Source organism: Candidatus Accumulibacter phosphatis (assembly GCF_000024165.1).
Taxonomy (GTDB): Bacteria; Pseudomonadota; Gammaproteobacteria; order Burkholderiales; family Rhodocyclaceae; genus Accumulibacter; species Accumulibacter phosphatis.
Map to the genome: position 1 here is coordinate 18,255 of NC_013193.1, position 24,954 is coordinate 43,208.

Genomic DNA, 24,954 nt, shown 5'->3' on the forward strand with positions numbered 1-24,954 from the left:
TTGTCAAGCTTTGCTGTGCCATGACAACTATGCTACGGTCAAAAATCATTACGACAGACAAGGGGTTGCTAGACAATGAACGTCAATCTCACCCCTCAGATTGAGGAAATGGTCCGACGGAAGGTGGCATCCGGCCTCTACACCTCCGCGAGCGAGGTTGTCCGCGAGGCGCTGCGCGTCATGGACGAACAGGGCCGCGTGCGGGCAGCCAAGCTCGAACAGTTGCGGCAGGATCTCCGCGACGGCCTCGATAGCGGCGAGCCAACGCCATGGGACCCCGAGGAAATCAAACGCGAAGGCCGCAAGAGAAGAACCGCGCGCGTTCCTGCCGGCCAAGATACGTAAATGCCGGTCATCCTCAAACGCCCACGCGCCAGAATCGAACTTGGCGAAATATGGGAGTACATCGCCGAAGACAGCGAGGGCAACGCGGACGCCTTCATCGGAACCATTGACCGGAAATTGGTGTTTGGGGTGCAGTGGAACGGAAGAAGCAGCTAGGCGTTTGTCCTAATCGCCATTGAAGGGGTCACGCAGGGGACGCAACTCGCCTTTGGCCACTGCCTCCGACACGGATACGAGTACCGCCCCAACCGAAAGCTGGACGCCGCGTTTCCGACGTTAGCGCCTCAGCTAGCCAGCGGTCCGGGGGATAGCCCGAAGAACCGGGCTTGCCGCCCACGAGTTTCATTGACTTTTTTGAGTTTCCTCAGAGTACCGCATTGACCGATTGCAGCGCACACTCTGTCGTACGGTTGCTCAAGCGACTTGAAAGATCCCGTGTCGCGCGAATCAGGGTAGCCAGTGTCTCCCCATCAGCCGATTGAACCCCCGATCCACTGTCTTCCGGAAACGCCGGGCTGCCCGGCGTCCAGAACTCGACCGATTCCGGATGTTCCTCGAAAAAGTCCGGGTCGGTGGTGACGCTGATACGCGGCGCTCCGGGCTGCGTCCAGAAGACCTCCTTCGTGCCGACCCGTTGGGCTTCGACGCCGGGTGGCAGAAGCTTCGGGTGGTCGAGCAGATGGCCGAGTTCTTCGAGCCCGTACGGGGCTGGCGCACGTTCCGGCTCTTCAAGCGCCGCTTCGATGGCTTCGTCGATGTTGAAGGAGTCTGCCGGGGTCTGGCTGGCCGCCTGCTGAAGCTCACTGACAAGATTCGCCCTGGCCTGTTGCTGGTTCTCAGGTCTCATCAGGGCGACTTCGGCGATCCGGGCAGGCATCGCCGAGAGAATCGGTTGCAACGGGCCGACGACCGAGGTGAAGAGACTGATGCGCGATCTCAGCGCACGGTAGACGTCGGTCTCGACGGTGTCCTCGTACATCAGGTTCACGATCGCGATGCGCGGGAACTGCTGGCCAAGGCGGTCGACGCGTCCGATGCGTTGCTCGATGCGCATCGGGTTCCAGGGCGAATCGAAATTGACGAGCGCGCCGCAGAACTGGAAGTTCAGACCCTCTGCGGCAGCATCGGTGCACACCAGGACCTGCGCATCCTGTCGCTTGAAGCGCCGTTTCGTCTCCTCGCGGGTCAGCCTTTTCCAACTGCCGTCGGGTTGTAGCCATTCGCCGCCACGCCCCGAGTAGCAGAGAACCGAGAATCCCTGTGTCTTGAGAAAATCGCGCAGGTAATCGAGCGTGTCGGTGTATTGGGTGAACACGATCGCCTGCGGAAAGGCGGGCAGCAGCGAATCGTCCATGGCGTGATAGCTGCCTCTTTGCAGGGCCTGGAGCACCTCGGCGAGCCGCACGGCTTTCGTGTCCACCGGTAGTCTGCGCGCCTGCTCAAGCAAAGTCTCGATGTCGCCCTGTTCTTCGAGTTGCAACGCAGCCTGTTTCTGCCGGTCGACGGCCTCCTCGTCGGCCGCGTCGCCGGACTCGTCGATGTCGTCTTCGGCGTCCTCGCTTGAACGTAGTTCGTCGAAGGGCAGGCCGGCCTGTCCTCGCACCACCGCAAGACGCTCTTCAAGAGTCATCTTCAGGGCATGAAAGCTGGAGGAGAGGCGTTTGCGATACGTCGTCATGACGAAGCCGACCGCCGTGCGCCGCTCCTCCTGGGCATTGTTGTAGGTCGTCGAGATGTAGGCTTCCAGCGCATCGTAGACCGCAGCCTCGGCCGGCGCCATGTCGAGGAACTCGTCGACGACCTCGCGCGTGGCGATCGGGGTGCTGAGCAGGCCGCGCCGGTGATACTCGCGCAGAAGGCCGCGCGTGTGCCGTGATACCAGACCAGCCACCGGCGTGTGTGCGCGCATGATGGCCACCGCACTGCGGCGCTCTTCTGCGGAAAGCTGCCGCCTGGGTGTCGCGGCGGCGTCGCGCAGCGAGCGCAGGATGCGTTTCGCCTTGAGCAGACTGCGCTCAGGCGCTCGGCGCACGGCTGACTCGATCGACACCTCGCCAAAAGCGGCTTCGGCCGCGCGAAAGAGGGCAGCGAGAAACTCGAAATCCTCGTGCGACGGATTGCCGCTGCCCGACTTCCGGAAAAATTCGAGGAAGCCCTGCCGGGACCAGGCCGGCGGCATGGCCAGCAACGAAAGCAGGTCCCAGACCTCGACCGGATGCACCTGCATCGGTGTCGCGGTCAGCAGGAGCAAGCCGTCGGTGCGCTCCTTGAGACGCTGCATCAGCTTCAGCAGAAGATTGGGCGGGCCTTCCTGCGCGGCGCCCGGGCTCTTGCGGCGCGCATGATGCGACTCGTCGAGAACGATGAGATCCCACGGGTCGGCCACTTCGAGCAGTTCGTTCTGGCGGTCGCGCCGGCGCATCAGGTGGCTGGAGACAATGACGAAAGGCTCGCGATGCCACTCGTCGCGCGCGACTTCCTTTTCCGATTTCCCCCGCAGCAGCGGCGAGGGATACCAGCTCAGGCGCTTGCCGTCATAGATCGGCCAGTTGAGGTTGAACTTCTCGCGCAACTCGGCTTGCCACTGCGTCATCACCGCCTTGGGTGCCATGATCAGGATGCGCTGCGCGCGCCCGGAAAGCCACGCGTAGCGCAACACGAGTCCGGCCTCGATGGTCTTGCCCAGCCCCACTTCATCGGCAATCAGCAGACGGGGCGGCCAGTGGTCGAGCATGCGCTGAAAGGTCAGAATCTGATGCGGCCAGGGGGTCACGGCGCTGGTTGCTTCGGCAATACGCTCGCCACCGGGCTGCCGCGGTGCAGACCAGATCAGTTGCCACACCGCCTTCCGTCGCTCGTCGACGGAAGTGGCCTGCGGCGTGCTTCTCCGTTGGTCCGTTTCGTCATCGGCGGTTGAATCTCGAACAGCGTCGCCATTTCGAGCGCGCTTGACCCGTTCCGGTTCATCGGCTTCGCGCGGGAGAAAGCGTAGCAACTCTTCGCGCACCGCGGCGGGTACATCGAGTACCCGTGCGCGCCTGGCCCGGTCTGCCCAGAGCAGGGCAAAACTCTTCTCTTCCGCGTCCACGTGCCCGGCGCCGCCGTCCCAGTCGCAGAAGACATGGAAACTCTCCCAGTTGTGCAGCCAGCCGTAGGCGGTTTCGTTCACGCTGCCGGCGAAAGCCAGCCTGGCGCCGGTCTTGTCTTCGAGGATGCCGGCCTTCTCGTGGAAAATGGCCTGCGTGGCTACCGGGTTGCGATCGTCGTCGCAGGGAACGGCGACCTTGATTTCGAGGTAGCCCCTGGCCACCATCCACGCCAACAGTTCCAGCGCCTGTTGTTCCCTTGGCGAACTGCCGGCGAGCGGCATCTTCAATAACCGGCCTTCGACGGTGTCCTTCAGTGACTGGCCGTGCTCGATGGCCGCCACCTCGGGCTCATCGAGCGTGCAACCGACCACCAGGCGCATCCGGCCGTTGTTCAGCACCAGGCCTTCCAGGCCGCGCGCCGCTATCGCCAGCGCGGTCGCCGTGAAATAGCCGGTGGTCCGATCGTAGCGCTGAGCGCAGGCGAGTGCGCGCAGATAGAACTGCTCGATCAGCGAGCCATGGTCGTGGTCGTATTTGCTTTGCCAGTCGAAGTCGGTCAGCAAGGGCATGGTCGTCTTCGCTCAGACCGTCAATTCTTCCTGCTGCCAGATCTTCAACTGCTCGGGTTCGGCCACCTTCTCGGCAAGCGCCAGGCGGCGCAGGTTTTCCAGGGCATCGAAGTCGGCCCCGGCCCCCTTGGCAGCGTCGGGAAGATCGAAGCCGCTCCAGATCGACCCCACCGGGAGGACTTCTAGCACCGCTTCGAGCGCGGTGAGGAAGGCCGGTTCCACGGCGAGTCCGTGTTTCGCGAGCAGTTCGTTGGCAGATTCGAGCGATGCCGTGCGGGCGGTCCTGGCCAACTGGTGCAGGGCGTCCATCATCGAGTCGCGACCATCGGGCAGGCCGAGCGAACCCTTGGCGGCACGGGTGACGCTGTCCCAGAGCACGAGGTCGGCCCCCTTTTTCTCGGCCAGTCGGCCGACCACGTCACGGTCGAGGTCCACGCCGCACACCTTGGCGAGTTTGTTGGCCTCATCGAACGGGAAGATCGGTGCTTCGAAAGCGTCCCAGGCGAGCACGAACCAGCTCGTCAGGTTGTCCAGTTCGACATTGCGGCGAACGTGCGCAAGCTGCGAGAGCCGCCATTGCTTCACCTCGGTGCGTGCAGCGACGAGTGCGTCTTCCGGCGTGACGGCGAAGGGGTCGTAGGCCTCGTCGAACATCTCCGCCTGCCGGCGCTTGCGGCGCGACTGCTCGATGTCCTGCCGAGGGGTGCCGCGAACCAGCGGCCAGGCCTGCGAGAACACTTCGAGCGCCGGACCGAAGCAGGAGAGATAAAGATCGACGCCGCGAATCCCGGCGGTCTGAAAAACGCCGATGCGTTCGCGTACGGCGGCACGGACCTTGGGCTCCACGTCTTCCCAGTAGCGGGTGTCGGCACCCGGCTGCGCCAGTGGGCGGCAGACCAGGAACACGGTCGAATTGGCAGCCGATTTGTCCTTGATGTGCAGGCTGCCTTCGGCCTCGGTATTGATCGGCCACGAGGCAGTGATCGCGAAACCCGCTTCCATCAGTCCCTTGGTCAGGGCATCCCAGGCGCCCGTCGCCTTGTGGGTGAACATCAGCGTCATGATGCCGTCCGGCTTCAGTACCCGGCGCATCTCGGTGAAGATGGCCGCCATGCGCTGCTGGTAGTCGCGTCCGGCCAAAGCCTTGGCGCCCTTTTCGCCCTTGAACTTGGCCGGGTTGGCGACCGCTTCGTTTTCCTTGTCGGTCAGCGCGCGGCGGAACAATTCCGGGTAGATGTAACCGGCGGTGCGTTTGAGCCAGACGTAGAAGAAATCCGACAGCTCGGCATACATCACGTTGTCGTAGTACGGCGGGTCCATCACCACCGCGTCGATGCTGGCATCGGCGATATGGTCGAGACTGTCGCCGGATTTGCAGGTGAGGGTGACGGGAGGAGGGGTGAAAGCCGGTGCGCCGTCAAAGTTGAACTTGCTTTGAGGACTCGCCGTGGCGCCGGCATCGGGACGAGTGAGCGCGACCAGCTCACCGATGCATTTTGCCGTTTGCTCGATCGCCCAGTCATAGCCGAGGCCTTCAATTAGGGGGGGCATCTCCGCATAGGACCATTTGAAAGCAAAGTCGTGACGATCGAAAGTGTTGACCATCACCTCGCGATTGACGTGCCAACGGGACATGCGCGAGTTGTAGTCGCGAAGCTTGTCGAGTGAGAAAGAGAGATAGCAGAACGCCGCCGCCGTGCATTCGTTCCACCGACCAAATGACTTTTCCTCAACAATCAGTTCCCGGAACACTTCGACGGCAGTGCAGTGGCCAAGGAGTTGCCGCGGCGAGAACAGGTCACGCCACAGTGGCATACCGTACTGTATCGGACGGTCATCGTTAATGTCTTCCGGCACTCTTTCGGTAGGAACCATGTCCAGAGCCTCCCAGTCGGGGAGCTTCTCTGTCAAGGCATCGGCTACTGCCTCCGAGACATCGTCTTCCGGACGAGGCGCACGGTAACCCCGTACCCACTTTTCCTTGGGCTTGCCAGCTTTCGTGTGGCCGGTGATCAGCTTTTTCTTGAAGACCACGGTGTAAAGCTGTTGACCCATTCGCCCCGCCTGAGCTTCGGCTTTGATATGGTCGCCAGCGATCAATCGCCCGCAGTCGTCAAAAGGGCAGGTGGCGTCACCACCGGAGACTGTGCTTGTCGAATGCTCCTTGGCGGTGCTGACGATTTCGAAGTGCAGATGTCTGGTCTTGTCTCCAGGTCCCTTGCCCTTGTCCGGCAGCAGGCGGACCCCCGTACCATCCGGGGCGAGTCGCCAGTTGGGCGAGAGCGGGACAAGACCCTCGCAATGAGGACAGCGGATCGTTCGCGCCCAGATGAAATTGGTCGGGATCGCGTTTTCCGCAGGTTCGGGCGGGAAAAACGGCAACAAGCGCTTCTCCCGCCTCTCGATGTACTCAGATGCAATACGCTCGAACTGGCGCAGCACTGCAAGCCCGTGCTTGAGCGGCAACTCAATTGTGGCGCGTTCAATCAGGGCTGCGACCGGATTGAGGTCGTTACCGAAAGTGTCAAACCCAAGACGCGCTGACTCAAAAGGGATCGCCCCGCCTCCCGCGGTTGGATCAAGGACTGCAATCTGGTCGAGTCCCAATCGACCGTATCCCGTTCGAGCCCAACTCCTGTCTGCGTCGCTCGGAGCATAGGTAAATGCACGGGAGTAGCTGTAGGCCTGGCCTTCGAATCGCTCACCTTTGCGGCGGGCAGCATCAATACGACGGCGTGAAGCTGCCGCGTCGCCATGTATTCCCAACATATGCAGGAACTTGCCATGGTCCGCATCCACCGGCAGCAGTGATGCGAGGACGGCCGCCCGAGAAGCCACCAAGGGTCGACGTGCCCACCACACGTGCAGACGGTTGGGTGCGGGAAATGGCGTCATCGGCGTCCGCTCGCGCAGACTTTCGATGCCAAGCGCGGCAATTGGTAACCAGGTTTCAATCAGACGGCGGGTCATCGCACACCCGCTTCGGAAATCAGCGCACCAAGCCCTCGCTGTGCCTCGCAAACCAGCTCAAACCGCCTGTCGAGTGCTGTCATTTGCTCATCCCTGTTCATTATGTGTCCGACCAATGTAGGTGTAGCACGAGCCACGGCCATGGCCCTGCATCCTGACGCCTTCGGCTTCGAGTTCGTGAATCAGACGGTTGACCTGCTGCCGGTCGTAGGCGGTGACTTCGCGGATACCGGCGTTCGTCAGTCCGGGTTCGCCGCGGCGAGCGCGCTGCTTGAGCATGTTGAGCACCCGCGTCTTGGCGACATCCCAGTCGATGCGCTGGTCTCGCTCGGCGTGACCGAGCCCTTCGAGCCGGCGATGCAGGGCGGGCTTCATGCGCCACCAGCTACCGCGGCCGGCACCGCCTCGTTCGAGGTAGTCGAAGATCTGCACCATCTCGTCGAGGATGTCGCGCATTTCCGCATCACGGCGCTGGCACAGCTCGGCAGCGGTTGACGTGTCGATCTCGGGATGCGAGAGCAGGTAGCGCAGCACCAGCAAGTGGTCGACGTCGAGGGTGCGGCCGGTCTTGCCTTCCTCGGCAATGAATTCGCGAAATGGGCGGGCGGTTTCCTGCCGTTTGAAAACCACGCGAACCGCACTTTCCTCGTCGATGATCAGCGGCGGTTCCTTGCCCTCGACCAGCATCGCCTCGAACATCCGCCCGATGCCGAGGTTGCTGCGATTGACCAGGCGCAGCCGGGCGAGCGCCTGCACGAGCTGCAGGTTCCGGGCCAGCGGCGGGTGGTGCAGGATGTTGGCTGAGGTGATGCCGCCGACCAGTCCGCCAGGGTTGGTGATTTCGAGCCGGCGGGGGTATTGCTTGACCAGCACCGGGCTCGCCAGACGCAGGTCAAGGTGGGTCAATGCGTTGAGCAGCGCTTCGCGCAGCGCGATGGTCGGATAGGCGCGGTATTCGAAGTGATAAAGCCCGTGTTCGATGGTGCTGATCGGGTTGTCGGCGTTGATGCGCGCTTCGATCGCCGCCAGCGCGAGCGGCAGCGCCAGGGCATTTTCGTCGCGACCGTCGGCGCGGTTGTCGTAGGCGGTGGCGCTCTTCATGCGCTCGTGCGTCCAGCCAAAGTTCGGCAGGTGACGGCCAATGGCTTCGGCCTGACCGGCAATCAGCAAGCCCGCCCGCGTGAGCTGGCCATCGCGCAGCACGCCAATGGCACCCAGCAGGTCGAGGTCACTTTTGCGCAGCAGGTCGGTCGGCGCCTGCTCCTGTCGCGCCTGGTCACGCAGGCGCTCCATCGCGGCGGCCGAAATCAGCGACTGGGCCGGCTCGGGGACGATCGCCGCGGTGAAGTCGGCGTCGCCCCGTTCGACCATCAGCTTTTCGCGCAGGTCGCCGGTCAGCGGTACGCAGGCGTTGCCTTTGCGTACCGTCCCCGCGCCAGCCGTGTTGGTGTAGGGCGACAGGCCGCCGTGCACCTGCATGACCAGCAAACGCCCGCTGCCTTCCAGCACGTGCAGTTCGTGAATATCGGGCGTCAGCTTCGGCGCGGTGCGCTCGTAGATGTCGCGTTTCAGTTGGTGAATCTCTGTCTCTGGCGGCACGCCGAGGATCGCTTTGGCCCGCCCGACGACACGGTCGCGCACCCCGAGCACGACGCTTCCGCCACCGCCGTTGGCCATGCAGATCGCGATATCGACAGCCAGCTTGATCGCCTGCCTGGGTTCGGCCGGCCACTCCTTGAAGTCAAGGTCCTGGGTTTCCAGGGCATCGGCTTCGACTTCGTCCAGGCGATCGAGCAGGCTGCGGATCTCGGTCAGTTCGCGCATCCGTCAGGGCTTCGGCTCGATGAGCAGGAAGCGCAGCGCCATCAGTACACGCCGCGGGTGCTTGCGGTGCATGGCCATGCCGAGCCAGTAGCCAGCTTCTTCCTTGCTCATCGCTTCGATGCCTTCGGCGACCGCAGCGATATGCTCGCGGTTGCGCATCGGCGCCAGGGCGCGAAACAGCAGCCCGAGACTGATCGCCATTTCTTCATCGACCGCTAGCCTGAGCGCATCGAAGGCGGGCAGGTTGCTCAGGTCGATGCGCAACTGTTTCAGGCGCCGCAACAGACGGTGCTCGATCAGCGACAGGTTGCGACCGCGCAGCCCGGCAATGTAGGTCGGCTGCCGAATGTGCGGCGTCGCGCCGGCAGGGAGTTGCCAGATTTCGACCTCGATATCCGAGCCAGCGAGCCGGCGCGCGCGCATCTCGTACTGGGGCAAGGCAGAAGCGTGCTTTGCGGCACTCAGGTGGGTCACTTTGCTCATTGGCGATCCTGGTTGATCCTTCTCAATCCTGCTCTGCGGCCGTGGCCAGCACGTGTGCCGAGGGCGAAACCAGTCGTGTCAGCCGCTGAATCAGGCCTTCGGCCGAAGGCCCCTGAACGGCCAGCGGCGGCTCGAAGCGGAGCGAAAAGGAAACAGCGGCGTCGCTGTCGCTGGCTGCGCGGAACTGCGGTTCGAGGTAGTCCTTGAGAGCAATCGCATCTTCGATGTCGCCCTTGAAGCTGAGTTCAGCGCTGGAACCGCTGGCGGTTTCGAAAGAAGCGGTCATCTCGACCCGCTTGCTGGCGTTCGGAATCGACTTGACCAGCGGCATCAGTTTCAACGCGTCCGATTTGTCGAATGGTCGAATGGTCAGCGTCGCCAGGCTGCGGATGCCATTGAGCCGCGCTTGTTCCAGAAGACGGGTGAGCGCTGCCTTGAGAACGTCCTCTGCCTCAAGTAGCGGGGGGGACTTCGCCTTGGGCATCGTTCGGTCGCTGGTCGCAGCGTAATCTACCGGGCGCTGATCCGCCTGGTCATTCGTCGGGCGAGCGCCTGAGTCGGTCTTGCTGGTTTCGCTCTTTGGCTCCTGTCGCGGCCAGATGCCGTGCTCCTGGGCATACGAAGTCGTATAAATGAACGACTGCTCGTCGACCTTGATTTCGGCATGCGGGTCCCCCTTGCCACGCAGGAGGTCGCCTGACTGGTAGACGTAGTCATCCTGCTCAATACCCAGACGAATGCCTTTGATGAACACCTCGTCACCGACGAGCATCGGCAGGGACGGGTCCTGGCGGAATTCGGTGCGCAGAGCGGCGGTGGTGATCTGGCCTTTCTTGAGGGGAGTGCGGTCACGCACGTAGACCGGCGAGTCTGGTTTGTCGGTCGGCAGGCGCAGTTTGCCGGCGTTCTGGAGCTGGGTGACGACCTGGCGTTGGCCATCACCCGGCCGATCCGAGGCGGTTTGAATGTCAACCACGGTGTGCGCGAGGTCGCAGTTGGCCCCGTCGAGTCGATTGCGGGATGGGTAGAAGATGTGTCGGAAACACTGCTGCACGGCGAGTGCGAGTTCCTGCTTGGAGCGTTCGTGCAGTTCCTGCAGCTTGGCCACCTGATAGTCCGCCAGGTCCTTGAGCTTGCCGGGTTGCCGCAGCGACTCCAGCGCGATGTTGCGCAGCATCTTGGCCTTCATGTTGGGCACCCCGGCAGCGTCTGCCAGCAGGAAGACGATATTGTTCCGGTTGTGGCGCCAGTCGCTTCCACCCCCCTTGTGCAGAAAGACTTTCTCGACCAGGTTGTCGACGGTGACCGCGTCGCTGAAGACCTGGGTGGCTTCGTAGCCGAGCATCACCAGGTAGGGGCGTCCGCTGCCATCGTCATCGGGAACGTCGTGAGGGCCGGAAGCGAAGGGGATGAGATTGAGATTGGGACCGGCGAAGAGATCGCGGATGAAGCTGTTCAGGCGGGTGCGCGCCTCGTCGCGGTCGGTGTTGGTTTCTTCGCGCCGAATGATCTGGGTGAGATTGGCCTCGGCCAGAAAACGTAGCGGCGCACCGGGTTTGTCGTCGAGATACGCCGAGTCGGTCGCGAAGCGTTTGCGTGCGTCGTCAATGAATGCGACATCCGTTCCCGGGCTCAGGATGGCGTAGCGCAGTTCCTCGGCGTTGAGTCCGCGCAAGGTCTCGTTGAACGCCAGGGTGTGCATGAAGGCGCAGCGGGCGACGTACGATCCATACTTCGGAAGGCCCCTGAACGGCCCTGCGTCGAGTTGTTCAGCCAAGGCCGGCGTGGTTTCGACGGCGGCAATCTCGGTCTTGATGGCCGGCACGTAGATGTCCTGCTTGAGGCGGGTGACGAGTTCGAGGCGTATCGGCTCGAACCCGAGGTCGATGTGATGCGTGTGAATCGCGTAGGCGTCGGCGGGGTGCGTCTGCCAGACGCGTGCAACCGTACGCGCGAGCAGACGCAGCATGCCGCGCACGCGCTGGAAGTTGCCCAGGGTGCCGGTTTTCTGCGTCAGCACATTCACCAGTTCAGGGTGCAGCGGATAGCCGGCAGCAAACTCGTCCAGGCGCCGGTCCTCGGCCGGGGCCGGCGGAAGCAGCTCCCGGTTGGCGTCCCACAGTGACTTGTACGCGGAGATGACCAACCGTGCCTTGTCGCGGTCGATGCGGGTGAACAGCCGTCGGCAGATGACCTTGACGGTCTCGTCGTCCTCGGTGGGGTCGATCACCGTCGCCTTGCGGGCGGCGACGCTTTCGGCCTCGGCGAAGAAGGCAGCGATGTCCTGGGTTTCGCGGCTGTAGGCGTCCGAGGCTTTGCCGTCACGGCCGACCGCGAGCGTGAAAACCAGCGCTGCATAGGGCGAGCTTTCCACCGCCTTCATCAGCGAAGTCATGAACGCCAGGAGCTGTTCGCCTGCTCGCTGAGCATTCCGACCGGCCACCTTGCGCAAGTAAGGGGCGATTTCGTCGATGAGGATCACCGCCGGCTCGCTGCCGATCAGTTCGCGCAAGGTGTCGGCACCCGGCGCGATTCCTTCGCGGTCGCTCGCTTCGACGAGGCGATAACCGGCCTCACCACGCAGCGCATACGCCAGTTCGCCCCAGGGTGTGTAGGCGCGCAGGGTGTCGCCAATTCGGTGCCCGTTGGCCGGATCGGCATTTTCGCCATCAAAGGCGGCAATGCGCACCGGTGCCGAGGGGCGCAGGGAGGCATCGAGAAACTCGTCGGCGTTCGCCACCTCGGAGAGGCTGCGCATGGCGTGGGCGAGCGCAATCAGGGCATGCGTCTTGCCGCCGCCAAACTGGGTGTCAAGACGAAAGATGGCGCCAATCTGGTCGGAATGGCCACTGACCCGCAGCGCAACCAGCTTGAGGACGTTCTTGATGCCTTTGGTCGGGTAGGTGTTGGCAAAGAACAGCTCCGGGCGCTTGTATTCGTCGGGAGCGTCTCCCCGCAACACCTGCGAGAGGTCCGCAGCAAAGTCGCTTTCACGCAACGCACCTTGCAGAACATCAGGTCGCGGCTCACAGATGGAGAACAGATTGTCGGTCATGGCGTGCCTGATTGTCTGTAGGTGCGTAAATGTATCAAGAAAATGTATTTGATGACATTCCCACCTGACGGGTTCGCCCAAACCACCAAAGACTCCCTCAACTCGCACGATGCGCAATCGCTTCAAGAATTCTTAAAGCAGTCCGACGCCAGCCCGGTGTCGCTGGTAGGGTGGTGGTGGTCGCGGCGGCTGAAGTCATACGGGATCACCCGCGTATCCTGGCCGTAAGGAAAGCAGGTTATGGGCAGATTAGGCGAGTAACATACAAGAAGTTGCCCCGCGGAATTCTCGGCGACTGGGGCGTCCCTTGAAGGACTCGCCGCGGAGGCTTCTGTACACAGCGATAACGCGAGCTTTCGGGGCATCTGACTGCGGTAAGCTGGAGGGAGTACTGTGGGCCGCGGATTTGTTTAGCGCACAGGCTGACAAACCGGTTGATGAGCAAACTCGAGAATCAAAGAAGTTCAATCTGATGGCAACGCTTACGTGGCTCGACCTCACCTCCCGCGACCGCGACAAGATGCGCGGCGTGCTCGACCTGTTCAGTGAGCAGGGGACGGTCGACGAAATGGGGCTCGGGAGCCTACGCGATGCGCTGTCGGACGCGCTGTTTCCGGGCACCTCATCAATCCAGACGCGGCTTCGATACGCGCTGTTCGTCCCGTGGCTCTACCAGCGGCTGGAAGCCAGACCCGTAGACGATGTCCGCACGGCGGCACATGAGGCCGAGACCGGATTGATCGAGCCTCTCGCGACCAGCGACGACACCTTCGGCGTGATCGGGATCTCCGCACGCAAGACGCTTTCCCGCCTGCCCAGCTCGGTCTATTGGGCAAGTTTGAATCGCTGGGGTATCTTCGTGCCTGGACAGAGCCAGTCCTGGTACCACACCCACTTTGCCGGGCTCGCCCGTCGCAAGAGCGAGGTGCTTCGCGCTGACGATCCCGGTGTGGTGTGGACGCGGGAGCCGACGTGGCATCCGCGGCTACCCACGGCGCCCGCTGACTTTCCGGGATGTGCCTCATTTCGACTGACGAAGGAAGAAGCGACATTTCTACAGGGACGATTCGAGGAGCGATGTACGGGCACGTTGTTGGCCTGGCTCGCACGCGCAGGGTCGTCCACGCCCGCAGCACAGTTCTGGGACGACCCCGGCACCTGTTCGGCGCCTTCGGCGGTACGCCGCATCGTCGAGTTGGCGCGACGCTTCTCGCTACACGTGGAAGGGGCGCCGCTCCTGTACAACCTGCTACTGGCCGAGCGGCGCAACGGCGGTGGCGACGATGCCCGGGTCGACGCGTATCGGTCCGAGTTGGCCCGATGGGCAGCCGAGGAATCCGCCGAGGCAGCGTACGAATCGCCCCCGCTCTGGGCCTTCCTCGCTGAACGAGGGGCCAGTCTTTCCGACCCCCAGCGCCGTTTCGTCGAGGCTTGGTCGGACCGGATCAGCTCCAGTGGTGCATCTGCTGTCCCCGACGACCCGTTCCTTCGCAACCTCATCGAGCAGCGCGAGCTCAAGCTCAAAGGACGACGCGCCCGCTTGGCCAACGCCAACCGGTTGCTCGACTGGAGCGGCAGCGTGGGCGTCGGTCGAATGGGCTTTCGCTGGTTTCGTGTCCGCCAACTTCTCACGGACCTTCATGGCGGCCTGAAGTCCTGATGCTCGCACCGGATGCTCGTACCGTCGCGGTCGACCTCCTCCGGCCACCCCCCGAGCACACTCTCGATCGCGTGGTGCTGACCACCTACAGCCTCGACCTCGAAACCTTGCTCGCGCTTCCGTTCGCCGTGCTCACGCATAGCGACGGCGGTTTGGAGGAAATGCTCGCCGACCCCCTCACCCTGCTCACGGCACTTCGACAATCCGGAGAGAAGGTTCAAGTATTCGTGGACGAAGGCGCCATCGCCATCCCGGCGGGTGCCCGGCCGCTCTACGCCATGCTGGAGGCGAGCGTCCATCCCGTTCGCGCACCGCACGGCGGCGCGTTTCATCCGAAGGTGTGGGTCGCCCGGTTTCTGGGCCCGGCCGGGGCTCCCGTCCTCCGTGTCGCCGTGCTGTCGAGGAACCTTACATTTGACCGATGTTGGGACATCGCCCTCGCGACGGACGGATCGCCCCGCGGAAAGCAGATGTCTGCCGCGAGTCGTGGCCTCGGCGAGTTGCTCCGCTCGCTGCCGCGCGTTTCGACCCAGGGCGTATCTGAACAGTTGACCGCCGACCTTCTGGCGCTGGCGGACGAAGCAGAACGAACCAATTTTGCGAGTCCGGCCGGTTTCAACGGCGCAGTTCACTTTCACCCGCTAGGACTCGGGCCCCATCGTCGCAAGCCATGGCAGCCACGCGACGATGGCGGCAGACTCCTCGCCATCGCTCCGTTTGCCAACAAAACCGCTCTCGACGTCCTCACTGCTATCACCGCTGCGGATCGGACGCTGGTCAGTCGTCAGGAGACTCTTGACGACCTGCCGAACGGCGCGTTGGATGCGTGGCAGTCTGTCCTCGTCCTCGCAGACGCTGCTGCGGAAGAGCCCGAAGATGGAACGGGTCCCCGGCCCTCTGGCCTGCACGCCAAGGCGATCGCGATTGAGCATGGCTGGGACGTGACGTGGTTCGTTGGTTCGGCGAACCTCACCTCCGCCGCGTTCACCGGGACAAACGTGGAGATGATGGTCTCGCTGACCGGCAAAAAGAGCCGCCGAGAAGCTGGCGGTATCGACAGGTTCATGGAAGATGGCTTTATGGCTATTTGCAAGCCGTACGTGCCCGGCAAGCCGTTGCTCGACGAACTGGCGAAGGACGCTCATGCGTCACTGGAGGTAACGCGAAAGGCCCTGGCTGCAGCACCTCTTCGCGTGGTGTGTGCCGCCGGCAGTCAGGACAGCTGGACGTGGACGGTGGTGGGCGACTTCGTGCCACCGCCCGGCATCGAAGTCGAGACCTGGCCCATCACCTTAGGCGAAGATCAAGCCCGCCAGCTTGTTTCTCCGTCGATATGGATTGTCCCGCTCCCAAGGTTGACCGCGTTTGTCGCATTCAAGATTTCCTGCACGGTAGCGGCGGTGGACGACGTTCGAATCACGCTCAAGCTGCCGACTGAGGGCATGCCGGACGGTCGCGTAGCGCACGTCCTGCGCAGTCTGATCGACAGCCCGGAGCGCTTCCTGCGTTTCCTGCGCGCGTTGCTCGGTGGCTTGGAAGGTCTGACCGAACTGCCGGCGGGCAATGGAAGCGGAACTGGAGGCAGTTGGTGGGCGGAGGGGCTTGGCGGCGAGACCTTGCTCGAAGATCTCGTACGCGCAGCCTCGCGCGATCCGTCACGCCTGACCCCTATCCGAAACCTGATTGCGGACCTCCGCGCCACCGAAGAAGGACGCCTCATCGTGCCCGACGCGCTCTACGAGATCTGGACAGTCGTCGACCAGGCCTTAATCACACAGGAGACCGCATGAACCGCTCCGACATTGAGGTTGTCCTCGCATCGCTCAAGCCTTTTCAGCGCCGAACAGTCGACCATGCATTCGATCGACTGTTCCTGGCCAAGGACAGCACGAGTCGGTTTCTGGTCGCCGACGAGGTTGGACTGGGTAAAACACTTGTTGCCCGGGGACTCATTGCTCGGACGATCGAGCATCTATGGGACACGGCTAAGCGCATTGACATCGTGTATATCTGCAGCAACGGGAGCATCGCGCGGGCGAACCTCCCGAAGCTTCACGTCGGCGCAACGAGTGACCGCTCCTTCGCCCTCGCAACGCGTCTTACGATGCTCGCCACCGAGCTCGCGCCGCGAGCAGGCAAGCCTGGGCTGGCGGCGAGCAAGGTGAACTTCGTCAGCTTCACCCCAGGGACCTCCTTCGACATGGGTAAGGCAACCGGGCAGTCGGAGGAGCGAGTCGTGCTGTTCCGGCTGCTCGAGCCGGTGGTCAAAGCGCGCACCGGCCTGATGAATCTGCTGCAAGCTGGAATCTCAAACCGAGACAACTGGCGCTGGCGGTTAAAAAACTCGGATATCGCGCTCGACCCATCGATCGCCACCAACTTTCGAACGGCTCTGAATGCCGACACTGCGCTGCTGACATCGATCAACGACGTCATCGAACAGTGGTATCACTACCATCGGGACCGCTGGCCACTCGAGGCCCGACAGCCCCGAAACTACGTCATCAGCCAGCTCCGGCAGATGCTGGCGAAGGTCTGTGTGCTCGCGCTGGAGCCCGACCTCGTCATCCTCGACGAATTCCAGCGCTTCAAGAATCTTCTCGAAACACGAGAGGATGTACGTGATGAAGCCGCCATCCTCGCCCAAACGCTGTTCGGCGCTCAAACGCCGGAAGGCCAACCCGTTCGAACGCTCTTGCTGTCGGCCACTCCCTACAAGCTCTACACGGCCGATGCCGAAATCCAGGACGAGGATCACTATGAAGACTTCCTGGCCACAAGCCGATTCCTCATGGGGAATGACGAGGAGCGGGTCACCAGCCTGCAGCGATGCTTGTCAGAGTTCGGGCTTGCGCTGAAGCATGCAGCCTCGGGAAACACCGTAGCCGTCGTGCCGGCGAAGAAGGCGGTCGAGAAGGTGCTTCGCTCGATCATGGCGCGCACTGAGCGTATTTCGGCCAGCGAGGACCGCGACGCGATGGTGGAGGAGCCGTGCGTCAAGATCACAGTGAAAGGCGCAGACGTCAAACAGTACATGGCTGCTGATGCCTTGTTCAAAGCTGTCGGCGATAGGGATCCGATGGTGTTCTGGAAGTCAGCCCCGTATCTGATGCACTTCATGCGAGGCTACACGGTGCATACCCGCATCCAGGAGACGCTCGAGCAATCACCTGAGAGGCTCGCAAAGGTCCTGCGGGAACACGCGGCGGCGTTCCTCGAAGCCGACAAGGTAACGGCATGGCAGGCGATCGACCCGGCGAACGGAAAGCTCCGCGAGATGGTGGAAGACTTTCTCGACGGCGGCCTGTGGCGACTGCTGTGGATGCCTCCTACCTTTCCGTATTGGCCGCTCGCAGGCCCATTCGCCGGGCAGGAGGGCAAGACCAAGGCGCTAGTCTTCTCCTCGTGGAACGTTGTTCCCGACGTGGTCAGTGCGATCCTTAGCTACGAGGCAGAACGGCGAATGGTCGGTTCGCACCTTGCCTCCTACTCGGATCCCGCCAAGCAGCAGGTTCCGCTTCTCCGGCTGACCGCATCGGCGAACGGCGCTCGTTCCCGGCACCGTCTGCTGCTGCTCCTCCTTCCATGCCTTTCATTGGCCGACCAGGCGCATCCGCTCACCGCGCCAGCGGGGATCAACCGGCGGGATTGGGTTCGCTCGCGGGTAGAAAGTCTGCTGGCAATCCAACCAAATGCGACGACCGGTGACGTCGACGAGCGCTGGGAGTGGGCGGCGCCGATGCTACTCGATCCCGGCCTCCGCTCGTTCATAGAGGAATTACGCGCTGAGAACAGTCCCGATCGACCGAACCCGGAGCAGTTTCCCTCGTACCTCGACGACTTGTTGCAACTCGACCTCACGACACTGGGCCGCCGGCCCGAGGGGCTTGTCGATCTGCTCTCCGATCTGGCCCTGGCATCCCCGGCTGTGGTGGTTGCGCGCACACTGGCTGGTGCCGGAGTGGACGACGACGTTCGCCGGCGCCTCAGCCTTCGGCTCGGCGAGTCGTTCTGGCGGATGTTCAACCGGCCCACCGTGATCTCGCTCCTACTCCAGCTTGCGCAAGAAGCGCCGGACCTCACACACAACGAGGGCGTGTATTGGCGTCTGGTGCTGCGGTATTGCCGCGACGGGAACCTCCAGGCAGTGGTTGACGAAGCGTGGCATCTGGAGCGTGAACAGCACACATGGGCAGTCGACCAGACAGCCGAAACTACTGCAGAGAAGGTCATCGCGCAGCTCATCAAGGTCGTTGAGCCAACCCCCTCGCGTGTTCACACTTCGTTCTGGTCCGTGGATGCGGACACTGGCAACATTCTCTCCACCGAAATTCGAGTGAGAACAGACTTCGCCCTGCGCTTCGGCGATGTGAGGACAGAGGAAGGCAAGGTCACGCAGGATACCGTCCGCGCGGAGTTCAACAGCCCCTTCCGACCATTCGTGCTAGCGAGCACCTCGGTCGGGCAGGAGGGGCTCGACTTCCACCCCTGGTGCCATCGCTTGGTTCACTGGAACCTCCCAGGAAATCCAGTGGATCTCGAACAGCGGGAAGGGCGGGTGCACCGATACAAGGGCCATGCTGTACGAAAAAACGTGGCGCTTTCACACGCTACGGAGACGCTTGCCGTCTGGAAACCTGGTGAGGACCTGTGGCAAATTGCCTTCCAATTCGCGAACGACAAAGCGCGCGCAACAGGGGAAAGTGACCTAGTACCGAACTGGATCGCCCCAGGGCCGGTGAGGGTGCAACGGCACGTACCCATGCTTCCGTACACGCAAGAAGTCGAAGCCTTCAAGCGTCTGAAGCGACAACTTGCAGCCTACCGTGTGGTGTTCGGGCAACCGCGGCAGGACGAGCTGCTCACGCTGCTGGACCAAGCGCAGTTGGATGTCAAGCAGCTACGTGAGTGGGCGGTGGATCTGTCGCCATGAAAAGAGTCTGGCCGATGCCAGCGAGTCCAGGGCGAAGATCAACCGGGAGGTGTTGTGAGAAATACAGATGATCAGCAATATTGTTCAGAAAAATGATCTTTCTCCAGTGCGGGTTTGGTAGGAAAAGAAGTCTGTTCAGGAACCAGGGCCCAGTCTGTTCAATGGGTCTTTTCCTCATGTCAGTGGCGGTTGTGGGTCTGCGCGAAGTGCAGACGGTGGGTGGGATGGTTGCTCATGTTTCTGGTTCCTTTCCAGTTCGCGCGCAGGCCGGGGAGTCAGCCGTTCGTGCTTGATCGGTACCGCCAGGGGGCTTAGGACACCGAAAGCCCGTGGGGGCTCCTTCCCGGCCCGAAAAGGAAGCACTGGGCAAGCCATTGCCGCACCCGGTCAGCTCGTCAAAGCGGAGCGTTTAGCGCGGCCAGTCGCGCCCGGCCCGCAGTCCGGCACGGGCTGCGGGTTTACCGCAGACTGTTGGGTAAGAATAGAAAAATGTATATGGAAAGAACCTGAAGCAACCAAAATATAAATTAGCGTATACAAAGAGCCAAATAAGATACAAGTTAAACGGATTGTGTAAGATATGAAATTAGCTAACTATGTCGCGCATAGTGTTTGAATTTTTTGTACATAGAATTAAATTCTGTGAAAAACTATGCGGTGCGCAGCATTTGCGCGACGCGGCGGATGTGCTGTAAAATGCGATGCAAAGGGGCCAATGATGAGCAACGACGTTCTTGACAAGGTTGGAAAACGGCTTGGCGACCTGAGCGACCTGCCGGAAGCACTGCGCAAGCAGATAAACACTGGCAAGATGGGCGACATTGAGGAAAAAATCCTCAAGACGATGAGACAACGCTACGACGGAATCGCGACGATTGACGAAATATTGGTCGGTCTGTTCAGGGACTTCCAGTACGTGACGGAAGACAGACGGACATTGGCAGGCAAGCTGTACCGGATGACCAGAGCTGGGCATCTTGAAGGCGTACCGAAACGCAAAGGCGTTTGGAAAGTGAAGGAATAGAGCGAATTCGCGCCACCAAGGCGCAAAAAACAAAAAGCCAGTCGCGGGAACGACTGACTTCTTGTAGGGGCCGGAACCCCGCTTGGACTGCTTCTTAGCGTGGATAGTCTACGCGGTCTCCCCTTCTTTCGTCAATGGCCAGTAGCCGGGCTGGCCTTCGTGTAGAAAGAAATCGACTATGACATCCCGTCATGAAGTGAAGTGCATCAACAAGACTGACCGTTACAACGCCCATGAGCGCATCCGCGCAATAGGCGGCGTCAATCCCAACGGGACGAACTGGAAGCTCACGCAGGAGGAAGCCATTCGAGGCATTGAGGCCGGGAAGTGGAGCTTCTACGTGGCTGTTCGGGGACATATCGTCAATGTCATCGTAGCGGTCAGCCGGTTCGGAAACAAGTATCTGAAGACGGAAGCGGACGGTGAACAGCCGAACAATCTGCTTTCGCTGTACGAGTGCGTTTCCTGATTTCCGGGAAGCTGGTGAAGAAGGGGCTGCCTTCGGGTAGCCCCTTTTTTTGAACTTGATAGCAACGGGCAGGGACGAGCAAGCCCACGCCGGTTCCACCGGCGCGGGCGCTGCCTGGCCAGTGTTCACCGGGCAGAAGGCAGGTAGTCACGCTACCCAGATGGTCTTGTCGCCTTATGCGTATTCCACGGCAAACTGAACACCGATTCCAGGGCAAACTGGACAGTCATAATAGTCGCCGCTCAGTTCGCCGGCTTTTCCGTCGGAGACTCCTCTGGTGCTCGTTGGGCGAGTTCGTGCTCCAGGATCCGTATGCGCCCCTGCAAGCCATCGATTTTCCCGGCCGCTTCCTCTGACGCCCGCTGCCAGCGGCCGGACTCTTCCGCCGCCGCTTCGGCCTTGCCGCGCCAGAACGCCGCTTCGCTTTCTGCCCGGCCGGCTCGCGCCTGGAAACTCTCGGCGAAGGATTTGGCCTCCTGCAGTTGTTCCTTGAGCACGGCTTCATTCGCCTTTGCGGCTTGCCGGATCTCATCGGTCTGGCGCATCAGGTACTGACGTTCGCCGGCGGCAATTTCCCGCTCGCGCTCGACCGATTCGTGCGCCCGCTGCCGTTCGGCGTTCACCGCTTGCTCGTGTCGGTCACGTTCGGCGAGAAGTTCCGCCTCGTGATTACGTCGCTCACTCTCCAGGGTGTTGGCAAGCCGGGCGCCATCTTCGCGCATCTGGCCGATCTGCTCGTCACGGGCCCGAAGGAGGGTGGTGGTATCGGACAGGCGTTGCCGCAAGTCTTCGATCTCGGCCTGGCTTCCCTGGAGTCTCGCCTGAAGGGCTTGCCGCTCTCCCTGCAAGGAAAGGGCTTCGCGCTCGAACTCGGCAGCGCGTTCCTGGGCTTGCGTCACCGCTGCAGCCATGTCGACGCGAGCCTGGCCGAGTCTGCTTCGTTCATCGGCGTACGCGGCATCGGACTTTTCCAGCGCCAGGTGCCAGACGACGGTGAGGACCTTGTCGCTCTCAGTGATCAACTCTTCCGGGAGATCGGGGTTGGTACGGCCGGCCATGAAACGGTTGGCCATCTCCTTGCGCCAGTCGGCGATCATCCCCTGGACGACCTTGGCGCCACCCTTGCGGCCAATCAGCTCGTAGACCGATTCGAACGAGGGACTCTTGCCTTCGAGAAAGAGACTGGAGCAGGCCTCGGCGACCCGCTCGTACTCGACTGCGCTAGTGCGTGCCACTGGGGATCTCGGCAAACTGCCGGGCGTTGGCCTGTAGCGCCCCGGCGATCTCGCCAGCACGCTCCGGGGCATTCTCGGCAACGCGACGGTACAGATCGCACAGCAAGCCACTGAGGTCGTGAATTTCCTGCTCGATGATCTGTGCTTGCGGCGTATCCATATCCCGTCTCCTTGAATAGCAGTGCCCAACGCTCGGGCAGCGGTACTTGCCCGGTTCCTCACCGAGGATAGTCTGACGGAAGTATAGCGTCAAATAAAAGACGTATAGCGGTTTAAACAGGACGTTTTATTCCTTGGTGGCGATCTGCCCCAACTCATCTCCTGTTGCCGAATCCCGCGCGGCGCGCCGAATGTGCAGTACTTCGACATCGACACGCACGCGGTAGAACACCAGGAACGCGCCTTTCGCGACAACCAAGCGGCGAATGCCTGGCGCGAGTTCATACGATGGAGCAATGTCTGGATTGTCCTTGAGCGACAGCACTGGCGTCTTGATCCGTGCCACCATCTTGCGCGCCAGCACATCACCGCCAACGTCCCGATAGTATTGCCCAAGCGCCACCAAGTCGTTCTTGGCCTGGTCGAGCAACCTAACCCGCATGAGCCGCTACCAATTCGTCAAAGACGTCCTCAGCTTCATGCCAGATGGCCCCTTGCGCGTCGGCCATCGCTATCCGTTCGTCGAGGACGCGCTTGAGCTCAGCAGCTTCGTGCGCGGCTTTCAGCTTCACCGACTTGTCTGGCCGGGGCGGATGCAAGGAATCGGCCTGCTCTGGTCGCCAAGCTTCGGTATCGACAGCCGCCTTTTTGATGCCCATCTCGCTCAGCAGGGCCAGCGCCTTGCGCGGATCACCGAACAGGCGCGGCAATTTCCTGCGCGTATCGACCAGCACCGCATCGCCGCGCTGAGTTTCTGCCTGGATGGCGAAGGCCGCGCCCTGTGCCTTGAGGACAACTGACAGGATTCCGCCGGATTCAACCGTGGCGCGGAACTGCTCTAGTGTCATATTTTGCATAAGTGATCTCATCGTATAACAGCCTGATTGTAGTATGCGCTCTAACGCTTCACAAACAATAATTGTTTGTATCGCTCGGTTCGACAAATACCTGATAGGCGTGGTCGCTTTCTTGCCCTTCGTGCGTTGGCACCTGTTCGCTGCCGCGGCACGCTTGCGGAGGCAACCCGGCGATGTTGAAGATACCATTGGGTAACGGACGTTCACCGTTGCACACCGGACGTAATATTGCTATGTTTAGTCATTATTTCTATAATGACTACGTCAGACGGCATCCACCAGCGGTTGGCCAAAATCGCCTGCAGCGAGGCCGGCGGCGCCGTGGAACAACTTCCAGGAACTGTCTGGAACCGTCTATAAAACAGATAGATAGGTGTGGCGCTGAATTTCGGTCAAATGTTCCACGGGCCGGTTTGTTTCACGAAGAGGAGGTTGTGCGTGCAGGAGTCTGCAAAGCCCTGGGTACTGGCACTCGATCAGCCCTTTATGGAGGGCATTGCCAACTGGCCCGATGGGCGCTTCGAATACCGCTACTTCGGGGGCCACCACATGCTGCAACTGTGCCTGGGCAAACTGAGCGAGCGGGACATCGCTGCTTTCGTCCGGGGTCAGGTGCATGTCGGCTTCTACCTCCGACAGGCGGTGTTGTTCATCCTGTTCAAGATCGAGCATCTGATGGACTGGTCCGACCAGGCTTTCACCCTCCATCTGGTGACACCGGAAGACCGTGAACTCCTGCCGCACGTCCCGGGTACCCACCAGGCTCTGTCGCTGGTCCTCGTCGAAGCCGAAAGCGGACTGGTGAAGGGCATGCGCCTCGTGACCTACTCGAAACACGCTAGCGCCTTGCTGCACCGGATCCTGCAGCAACAACTGGAATCACCGTTCGACGCCGATCGCCATGCCGCTCTGGTCGCTGAGGTTTACCGGCAATATCCACACTCCCGGCTGCTGGCCAAAGCGGCGATCCTGATTGAGAAGGGAGGGGGACAACAGTGACCTTGCCGACCCCCCTGCCCTTCCCCGTCGAGCCTGCCCGGAACCAAGCACTTTCCGGGCCGCGGCTGACGGCAGCCAGTACCGATCATGAAGCGGTCGCCACCTGGCTGGCAAAGTACACGGATAACCGCCACACGCTTGACAGCTATCGCCGGGAGGCCGAGCGGTTGATGCTCTGGGCCACTTGGCACGGCAAGGATCTGCCCGGGCTGATGGTCGAGGACGTGCTGGCCTACAAGGCTTTCCTGAGCGACCCGCAGCCGGTGGATTTGTGGTGCCAGCAGACCGAGCCGCGGACGCTGCCTGACGGTTCGCCGAACCCCTTGTGTCGGCAAGTGCGACGGGTGACGCGCCGGCTGCCCGATGGTTCGGCAAATCCCACCTGGCGTCCTTTCGTCTCGGGATTGTCAGCGTCGGCCGTAAAGCAGACCACGACGATTCTCTTTGGTCTCTTCGAGCACCTGGCAGCCATCGGCTATGTCCACGCCAATCTGTTGCGGGCGGCAGCAAAGCGTACCCGGAAAGGCCAGCGGCAAGGACAGGAACGTTACTTCGACGCGGCAGCCTGGGCGGCGCTGACGGAGTGCATCGAGGCGATGCCCAAGGAGACTGCGCGGGAGGCGGCACACTACCACCGCACCCGGTTCCTTTTTTCCTTCCTCTATCTGACCGGCCTGCGGCGCTTCGAAATGGCCAGGGCACGCACGTCTGATCTTCGTTTCAAACGCGGCCAATGGTGGCTTGAGGTGCTCGGCAAGGGAAGCGTCGAGGGCGTAGTCCCGCTGCCCGCGGACGCTCTGGAAGCGATCAAGTCGTATCGGGAGAGTACCGGCCGCCCTGCCCTGCCCCCCAGCGGCACGGATGAACCGCTGCTGATGGACCTAACCGGCGCTGGCCGTCCGCTCTCCGATCGGGCGATCTACGCGATCGTCAAAGAGGTGTGTCGCCAGGCGGCCAGCAGCGTCGCGGCCGCTCAGCCAGACTTGGCCAGGCAAATTGATTCTGGGTCGACGCACTGGCTGCGGCATACCTCGGCGAGCCACCAGATCGACCGGGGTGTGGATCCCTTCATCGTCCAGCGCAACCTGCGCCACGCGAGCTTCTCAACGACTGAAGGTTACATCCACAAGGACCGCGACCAACAGCATCGGGAAACCGAAAAACACACGATGATCGATGCGCCATCGTGACCACGCTCTCGTGCAGCCTCGGGACATCCGCGTCGTCTCGACCTTATACCCGTTTTCGCTCTCGATAGTCAATTAGAGTTGACTAGTGACAAG

General features: G+C 61.9%; 18 protein-coding genes. 9 read left to right on the forward strand and 9 right to left on the reverse strand.

What is annotated here, in order from left to right:
• The first annotated feature begins 75 nt into the window (after positions 1 to 75).
• Complete coding sequence (locus CAP2UW1_RS22290; protein ID WP_012806704.1) at positions 76 to 345, forward strand: type II toxin-antitoxin system ParD family antitoxin; 270 nt, start codon at positions 76 to 78, stop codon at positions 343 to 345.
• The gene (locus tag CAP2UW1_RS25840) at positions 346 to 501 is read left to right on the forward strand and encodes a hypothetical protein (RefSeq protein WP_012806705.1); all 156 of its coding nucleotides are present in this window, start codon (positions 346 to 348) and stop codon (positions 499 to 501) included.
• A 208-nt stretch (positions 502 to 709) separates the two neighbouring features.
• On the opposite strand, the gene CAP2UW1_RS22295 is transcribed toward CAP2UW1_RS25840, so the two are convergent.
• The 5 genes from CAP2UW1_RS22295 to CAP2UW1_RS22315 form a co-directional block, all read right to left on the reverse strand.
• The gene (locus CAP2UW1_RS22295; protein WP_012806706.1) at positions 710 to 4,003 is read right to left on the reverse strand and encodes a DEAD/DEAH box helicase; all 3,294 of its coding nucleotides are present in this window, start codon (positions 4,001 to 4,003) and stop codon (positions 710 to 712) included.
• A gap of 12 nt (positions 4,004 to 4,015) precedes the next feature.
• Entirely contained in the window at positions 4,016 to 6,973 is a 2,958-nt protein-coding gene (locus CAP2UW1_RS22300; protein ID WP_012806707.1) for a DUF1156 domain-containing protein, read from the reverse strand.
• An 87-nt stretch (positions 6,974 to 7,060) separates the two neighbouring features.
• The gene (locus tag CAP2UW1_RS22305) at positions 7,061 to 8,797 is read right to left on the reverse strand and encodes an ATP-binding protein (RefSeq protein ID WP_012806708.1); all 1,737 of its coding nucleotides are present in this window, start codon (positions 8,795 to 8,797) and stop codon (positions 7,061 to 7,063) included.
• A gap of 3 nt (positions 8,798 to 8,800) precedes the next feature.
• On the reverse strand, positions 8,801 to 9,280 hold the full coding sequence (locus tag CAP2UW1_RS22310) for a DUF7680 family protein (protein ID WP_012806709.1): 480 nt from the start codon (positions 9,278 to 9,280) through the stop codon (positions 8,801 to 8,803).
• Positions 9,281 to 9,302: 22 nt separating this feature from the next.
• Positions 9,303 to 12,335 (reverse strand): ATP-binding protein, encoded by a 3,033-nt coding sequence (locus CAP2UW1_RS22315; protein WP_012806710.1) that lies wholly within the window; start codon positions 12,333 to 12,335, stop codon positions 9,303 to 9,305.
• A 307-nt stretch (positions 12,336 to 12,642) separates the two neighbouring features.
• Here CAP2UW1_RS22315 and CAP2UW1_RS22320 point away from each other — a divergent pair, with 307 nt between their 5' ends.
• From CAP2UW1_RS22320 to CAP2UW1_RS22340, 5 genes are all read left to right on the forward strand, one after another.
• Positions 12,643 to 13,995 (forward strand): DUF6361 family protein, encoded by a 1,353-nt coding sequence (locus tag CAP2UW1_RS22320; protein WP_412566885.1) that lies wholly within the window; start codon positions 12,643 to 12,645, stop codon positions 13,993 to 13,995.
• Positions 13,995 to 15,785, forward strand: coding sequence for a phospholipase D family protein (locus CAP2UW1_RS22325; RefSeq protein ID WP_012806712.1), 1,791 nt, complete (start codon positions 13,995 to 13,997; stop codon positions 15,783 to 15,785). Before CAP2UW1_RS22320 ends, CAP2UW1_RS22325 begins: the two co-directional genes overlap by 1 nt.
• Positions 15,782 to 18,928 carry a helicase-related protein gene (locus tag CAP2UW1_RS22330; RefSeq protein ID WP_012806713.1) on the forward strand — a complete coding sequence of 1,049 codons (3,147 nt, stop codon included), beginning with the start codon at positions 15,782 to 15,784 and terminating at the stop codon, positions 18,926 to 18,928. Before CAP2UW1_RS22325 ends, CAP2UW1_RS22330 begins: the two co-directional genes overlap by 4 nt.
• A 715-nt stretch (positions 18,929 to 19,643) precedes the next feature.
• Positions 19,644 to 19,952 carry a hypothetical protein gene (locus tag CAP2UW1_RS22335; protein WP_012806714.1) on the forward strand — a complete coding sequence of 103 codons (309 nt, stop codon included), beginning with the start codon at positions 19,644 to 19,646 and terminating at the stop codon, positions 19,950 to 19,952.
• A gap of 178 nt (positions 19,953 to 20,130) precedes the next feature.
• Positions 20,131 to 20,421, forward strand: coding sequence for a DUF3892 domain-containing protein (locus CAP2UW1_RS22340; RefSeq protein ID WP_012806715.1), 291 nt, complete (start codon positions 20,131 to 20,133; stop codon positions 20,419 to 20,421).
• 242 nt (positions 20,422 to 20,663) lie between these two features.
• Here the strand turns inward: CAP2UW1_RS22340 and CAP2UW1_RS24235 are convergent, their stop codons facing one another.
• The 4 genes from CAP2UW1_RS24235 to CAP2UW1_RS22360 all read right to left on the reverse strand — a co-directional run bounded on the left by CAP2UW1_RS24235 (position 20,664) and on the right by CAP2UW1_RS22360 (position 22,672).
• The gene (locus CAP2UW1_RS24235) at positions 20,664 to 21,656 is read right to left on the reverse strand and encodes a DNA-binding protein (protein WP_012806716.1); all 993 of its coding nucleotides are present in this window, start codon (positions 21,654 to 21,656) and stop codon (positions 20,664 to 20,666) included.
• Positions 21,643 to 21,816, reverse strand: coding sequence for a hypothetical protein (locus CAP2UW1_RS25845; RefSeq protein ID WP_012806717.1), 174 nt, complete (start codon positions 21,814 to 21,816; stop codon positions 21,643 to 21,645). Before CAP2UW1_RS25845 ends, CAP2UW1_RS24235 begins: the two co-directional genes overlap by 14 nt.
• Positions 21,817 to 21,942: 126 nt before the next feature.
• The gene (locus tag CAP2UW1_RS22355) at positions 21,943 to 22,257 is read right to left on the reverse strand and encodes a type II toxin-antitoxin system RelE/ParE family toxin (protein WP_012806718.1); all 315 of its coding nucleotides are present in this window, start codon (positions 22,255 to 22,257) and stop codon (positions 21,943 to 21,945) included.
• Positions 22,247 to 22,672: a hypothetical protein gene (locus tag CAP2UW1_RS22360; RefSeq protein ID WP_012806719.1), complete on the reverse strand. Its 426-nt coding sequence runs from the start codon at positions 22,670 to 22,672 to the stop codon at positions 22,247 to 22,249. Before CAP2UW1_RS22360 ends, CAP2UW1_RS22355 begins: the two co-directional genes overlap by 11 nt.
• A gap of 438 nt (positions 22,673 to 23,110) precedes the next feature.
• Here CAP2UW1_RS22360 and CAP2UW1_RS22365 point away from each other — a divergent pair, with 438 nt between their 5' ends.
• Together CAP2UW1_RS22365 and CAP2UW1_RS22370 are read left to right on the forward strand one after the other, a co-directional pair.
• Positions 23,111 to 23,671 (forward strand): hypothetical protein, encoded by a 561-nt coding sequence (locus tag CAP2UW1_RS22365; RefSeq protein ID WP_012806720.1) that lies wholly within the window; start codon positions 23,111 to 23,113, stop codon positions 23,669 to 23,671.
• A complete protein-coding gene (locus tag CAP2UW1_RS22370) occupies positions 23,668 to 24,861 on the forward strand; it encodes a tyrosine-type recombinase/integrase (RefSeq protein ID WP_012806721.1) in 1,194 nt (397 codons plus the stop codon). Before CAP2UW1_RS22365 ends, CAP2UW1_RS22370 begins: the two co-directional genes overlap by 4 nt.
• Positions 24,862 to 24,954: the final 93 nt, after the last annotated feature.

Excerpts from the sequence above, each read along its gene's own strand:
- CAP2UW1_RS22330 (WP_012806713.1), top strand. The coding sequence starts at position 15,782 with ATGAACCGCTCCGACATTGAGGTTGTCCTCGCATCGCTCAAGCCTTTT.
- CAP2UW1_RS25845 (WP_012806717.1), bottom strand. The coding sequence starts at position 21,816 with ATGGATACGCCGCAAGCACAGATCATCGAGCAGGAAATTCACGACCTC.
- CAP2UW1_RS22360 (WP_012806719.1), bottom strand. The coding sequence starts at position 22,672 with ATGCAAAATATGACACTAGAGCAGTTCCGCGCCACGGTTGAATCCGGC.
- CAP2UW1_RS22310 (WP_012806709.1), bottom strand. The coding sequence starts at position 9,280 with ATGAGCAAAGTGACCCACCTGAGTGCCGCAAAGCACGCTTCTGCCTTG.
- CAP2UW1_RS22315 (WP_012806710.1), bottom strand. The coding sequence starts at position 12,335 with ATGACCGACAATCTGTTCTCCATCTGTGAGCCGCGACCTGATGTTCTG.
- CAP2UW1_RS22355 (WP_012806718.1), bottom strand. The coding sequence starts at position 22,257 with ATGCGGGTTAGGTTGCTCGACCAGGCCAAGAACGACTTGGTGGCGCTT.
- CAP2UW1_RS22305 (WP_012806708.1), bottom strand. The coding sequence starts at position 8,797 with ATGCGCGAACTGACCGAGATCCGCAGCCTGCTCGATCGCCTGGACGAA.
- CAP2UW1_RS22300 (WP_012806707.1), bottom strand. The coding sequence starts at position 6,973 with ATGACCCGCCGTCTGATTGAAACCTGGTTACCAATTGCCGCGCTTGGC.
- CAP2UW1_RS22325 (WP_012806712.1), top strand. The coding sequence starts at position 13,995 with ATGCTCGCACCGGATGCTCGTACCGTCGCGGTCGACCTCCTCCGGCCA.
- CAP2UW1_RS22340 (WP_012806715.1), top strand. The coding sequence starts at position 20,131 with ATGACATCCCGTCATGAAGTGAAGTGCATCAACAAGACTGACCGTTAC.
- CAP2UW1_RS25840 (WP_012806705.1), top strand. The coding sequence starts at position 346 with ATGCCGGTCATCCTCAAACGCCCACGCGCCAGAATCGAACTTGGCGAA.
- CAP2UW1_RS22295 (WP_012806706.1), bottom strand. The coding sequence starts at position 4,003 with ATGCCCTTGCTGACCGACTTCGACTGGCAAAGCAAATACGACCACGAC.
- CAP2UW1_RS22335 (WP_012806714.1), top strand. The coding sequence starts at position 19,644 with ATGATGAGCAACGACGTTCTTGACAAGGTTGGAAAACGGCTTGGCGAC.
- CAP2UW1_RS22290 (WP_012806704.1), top strand. The coding sequence starts at position 76 with ATGAACGTCAATCTCACCCCTCAGATTGAGGAAATGGTCCGACGGAAG.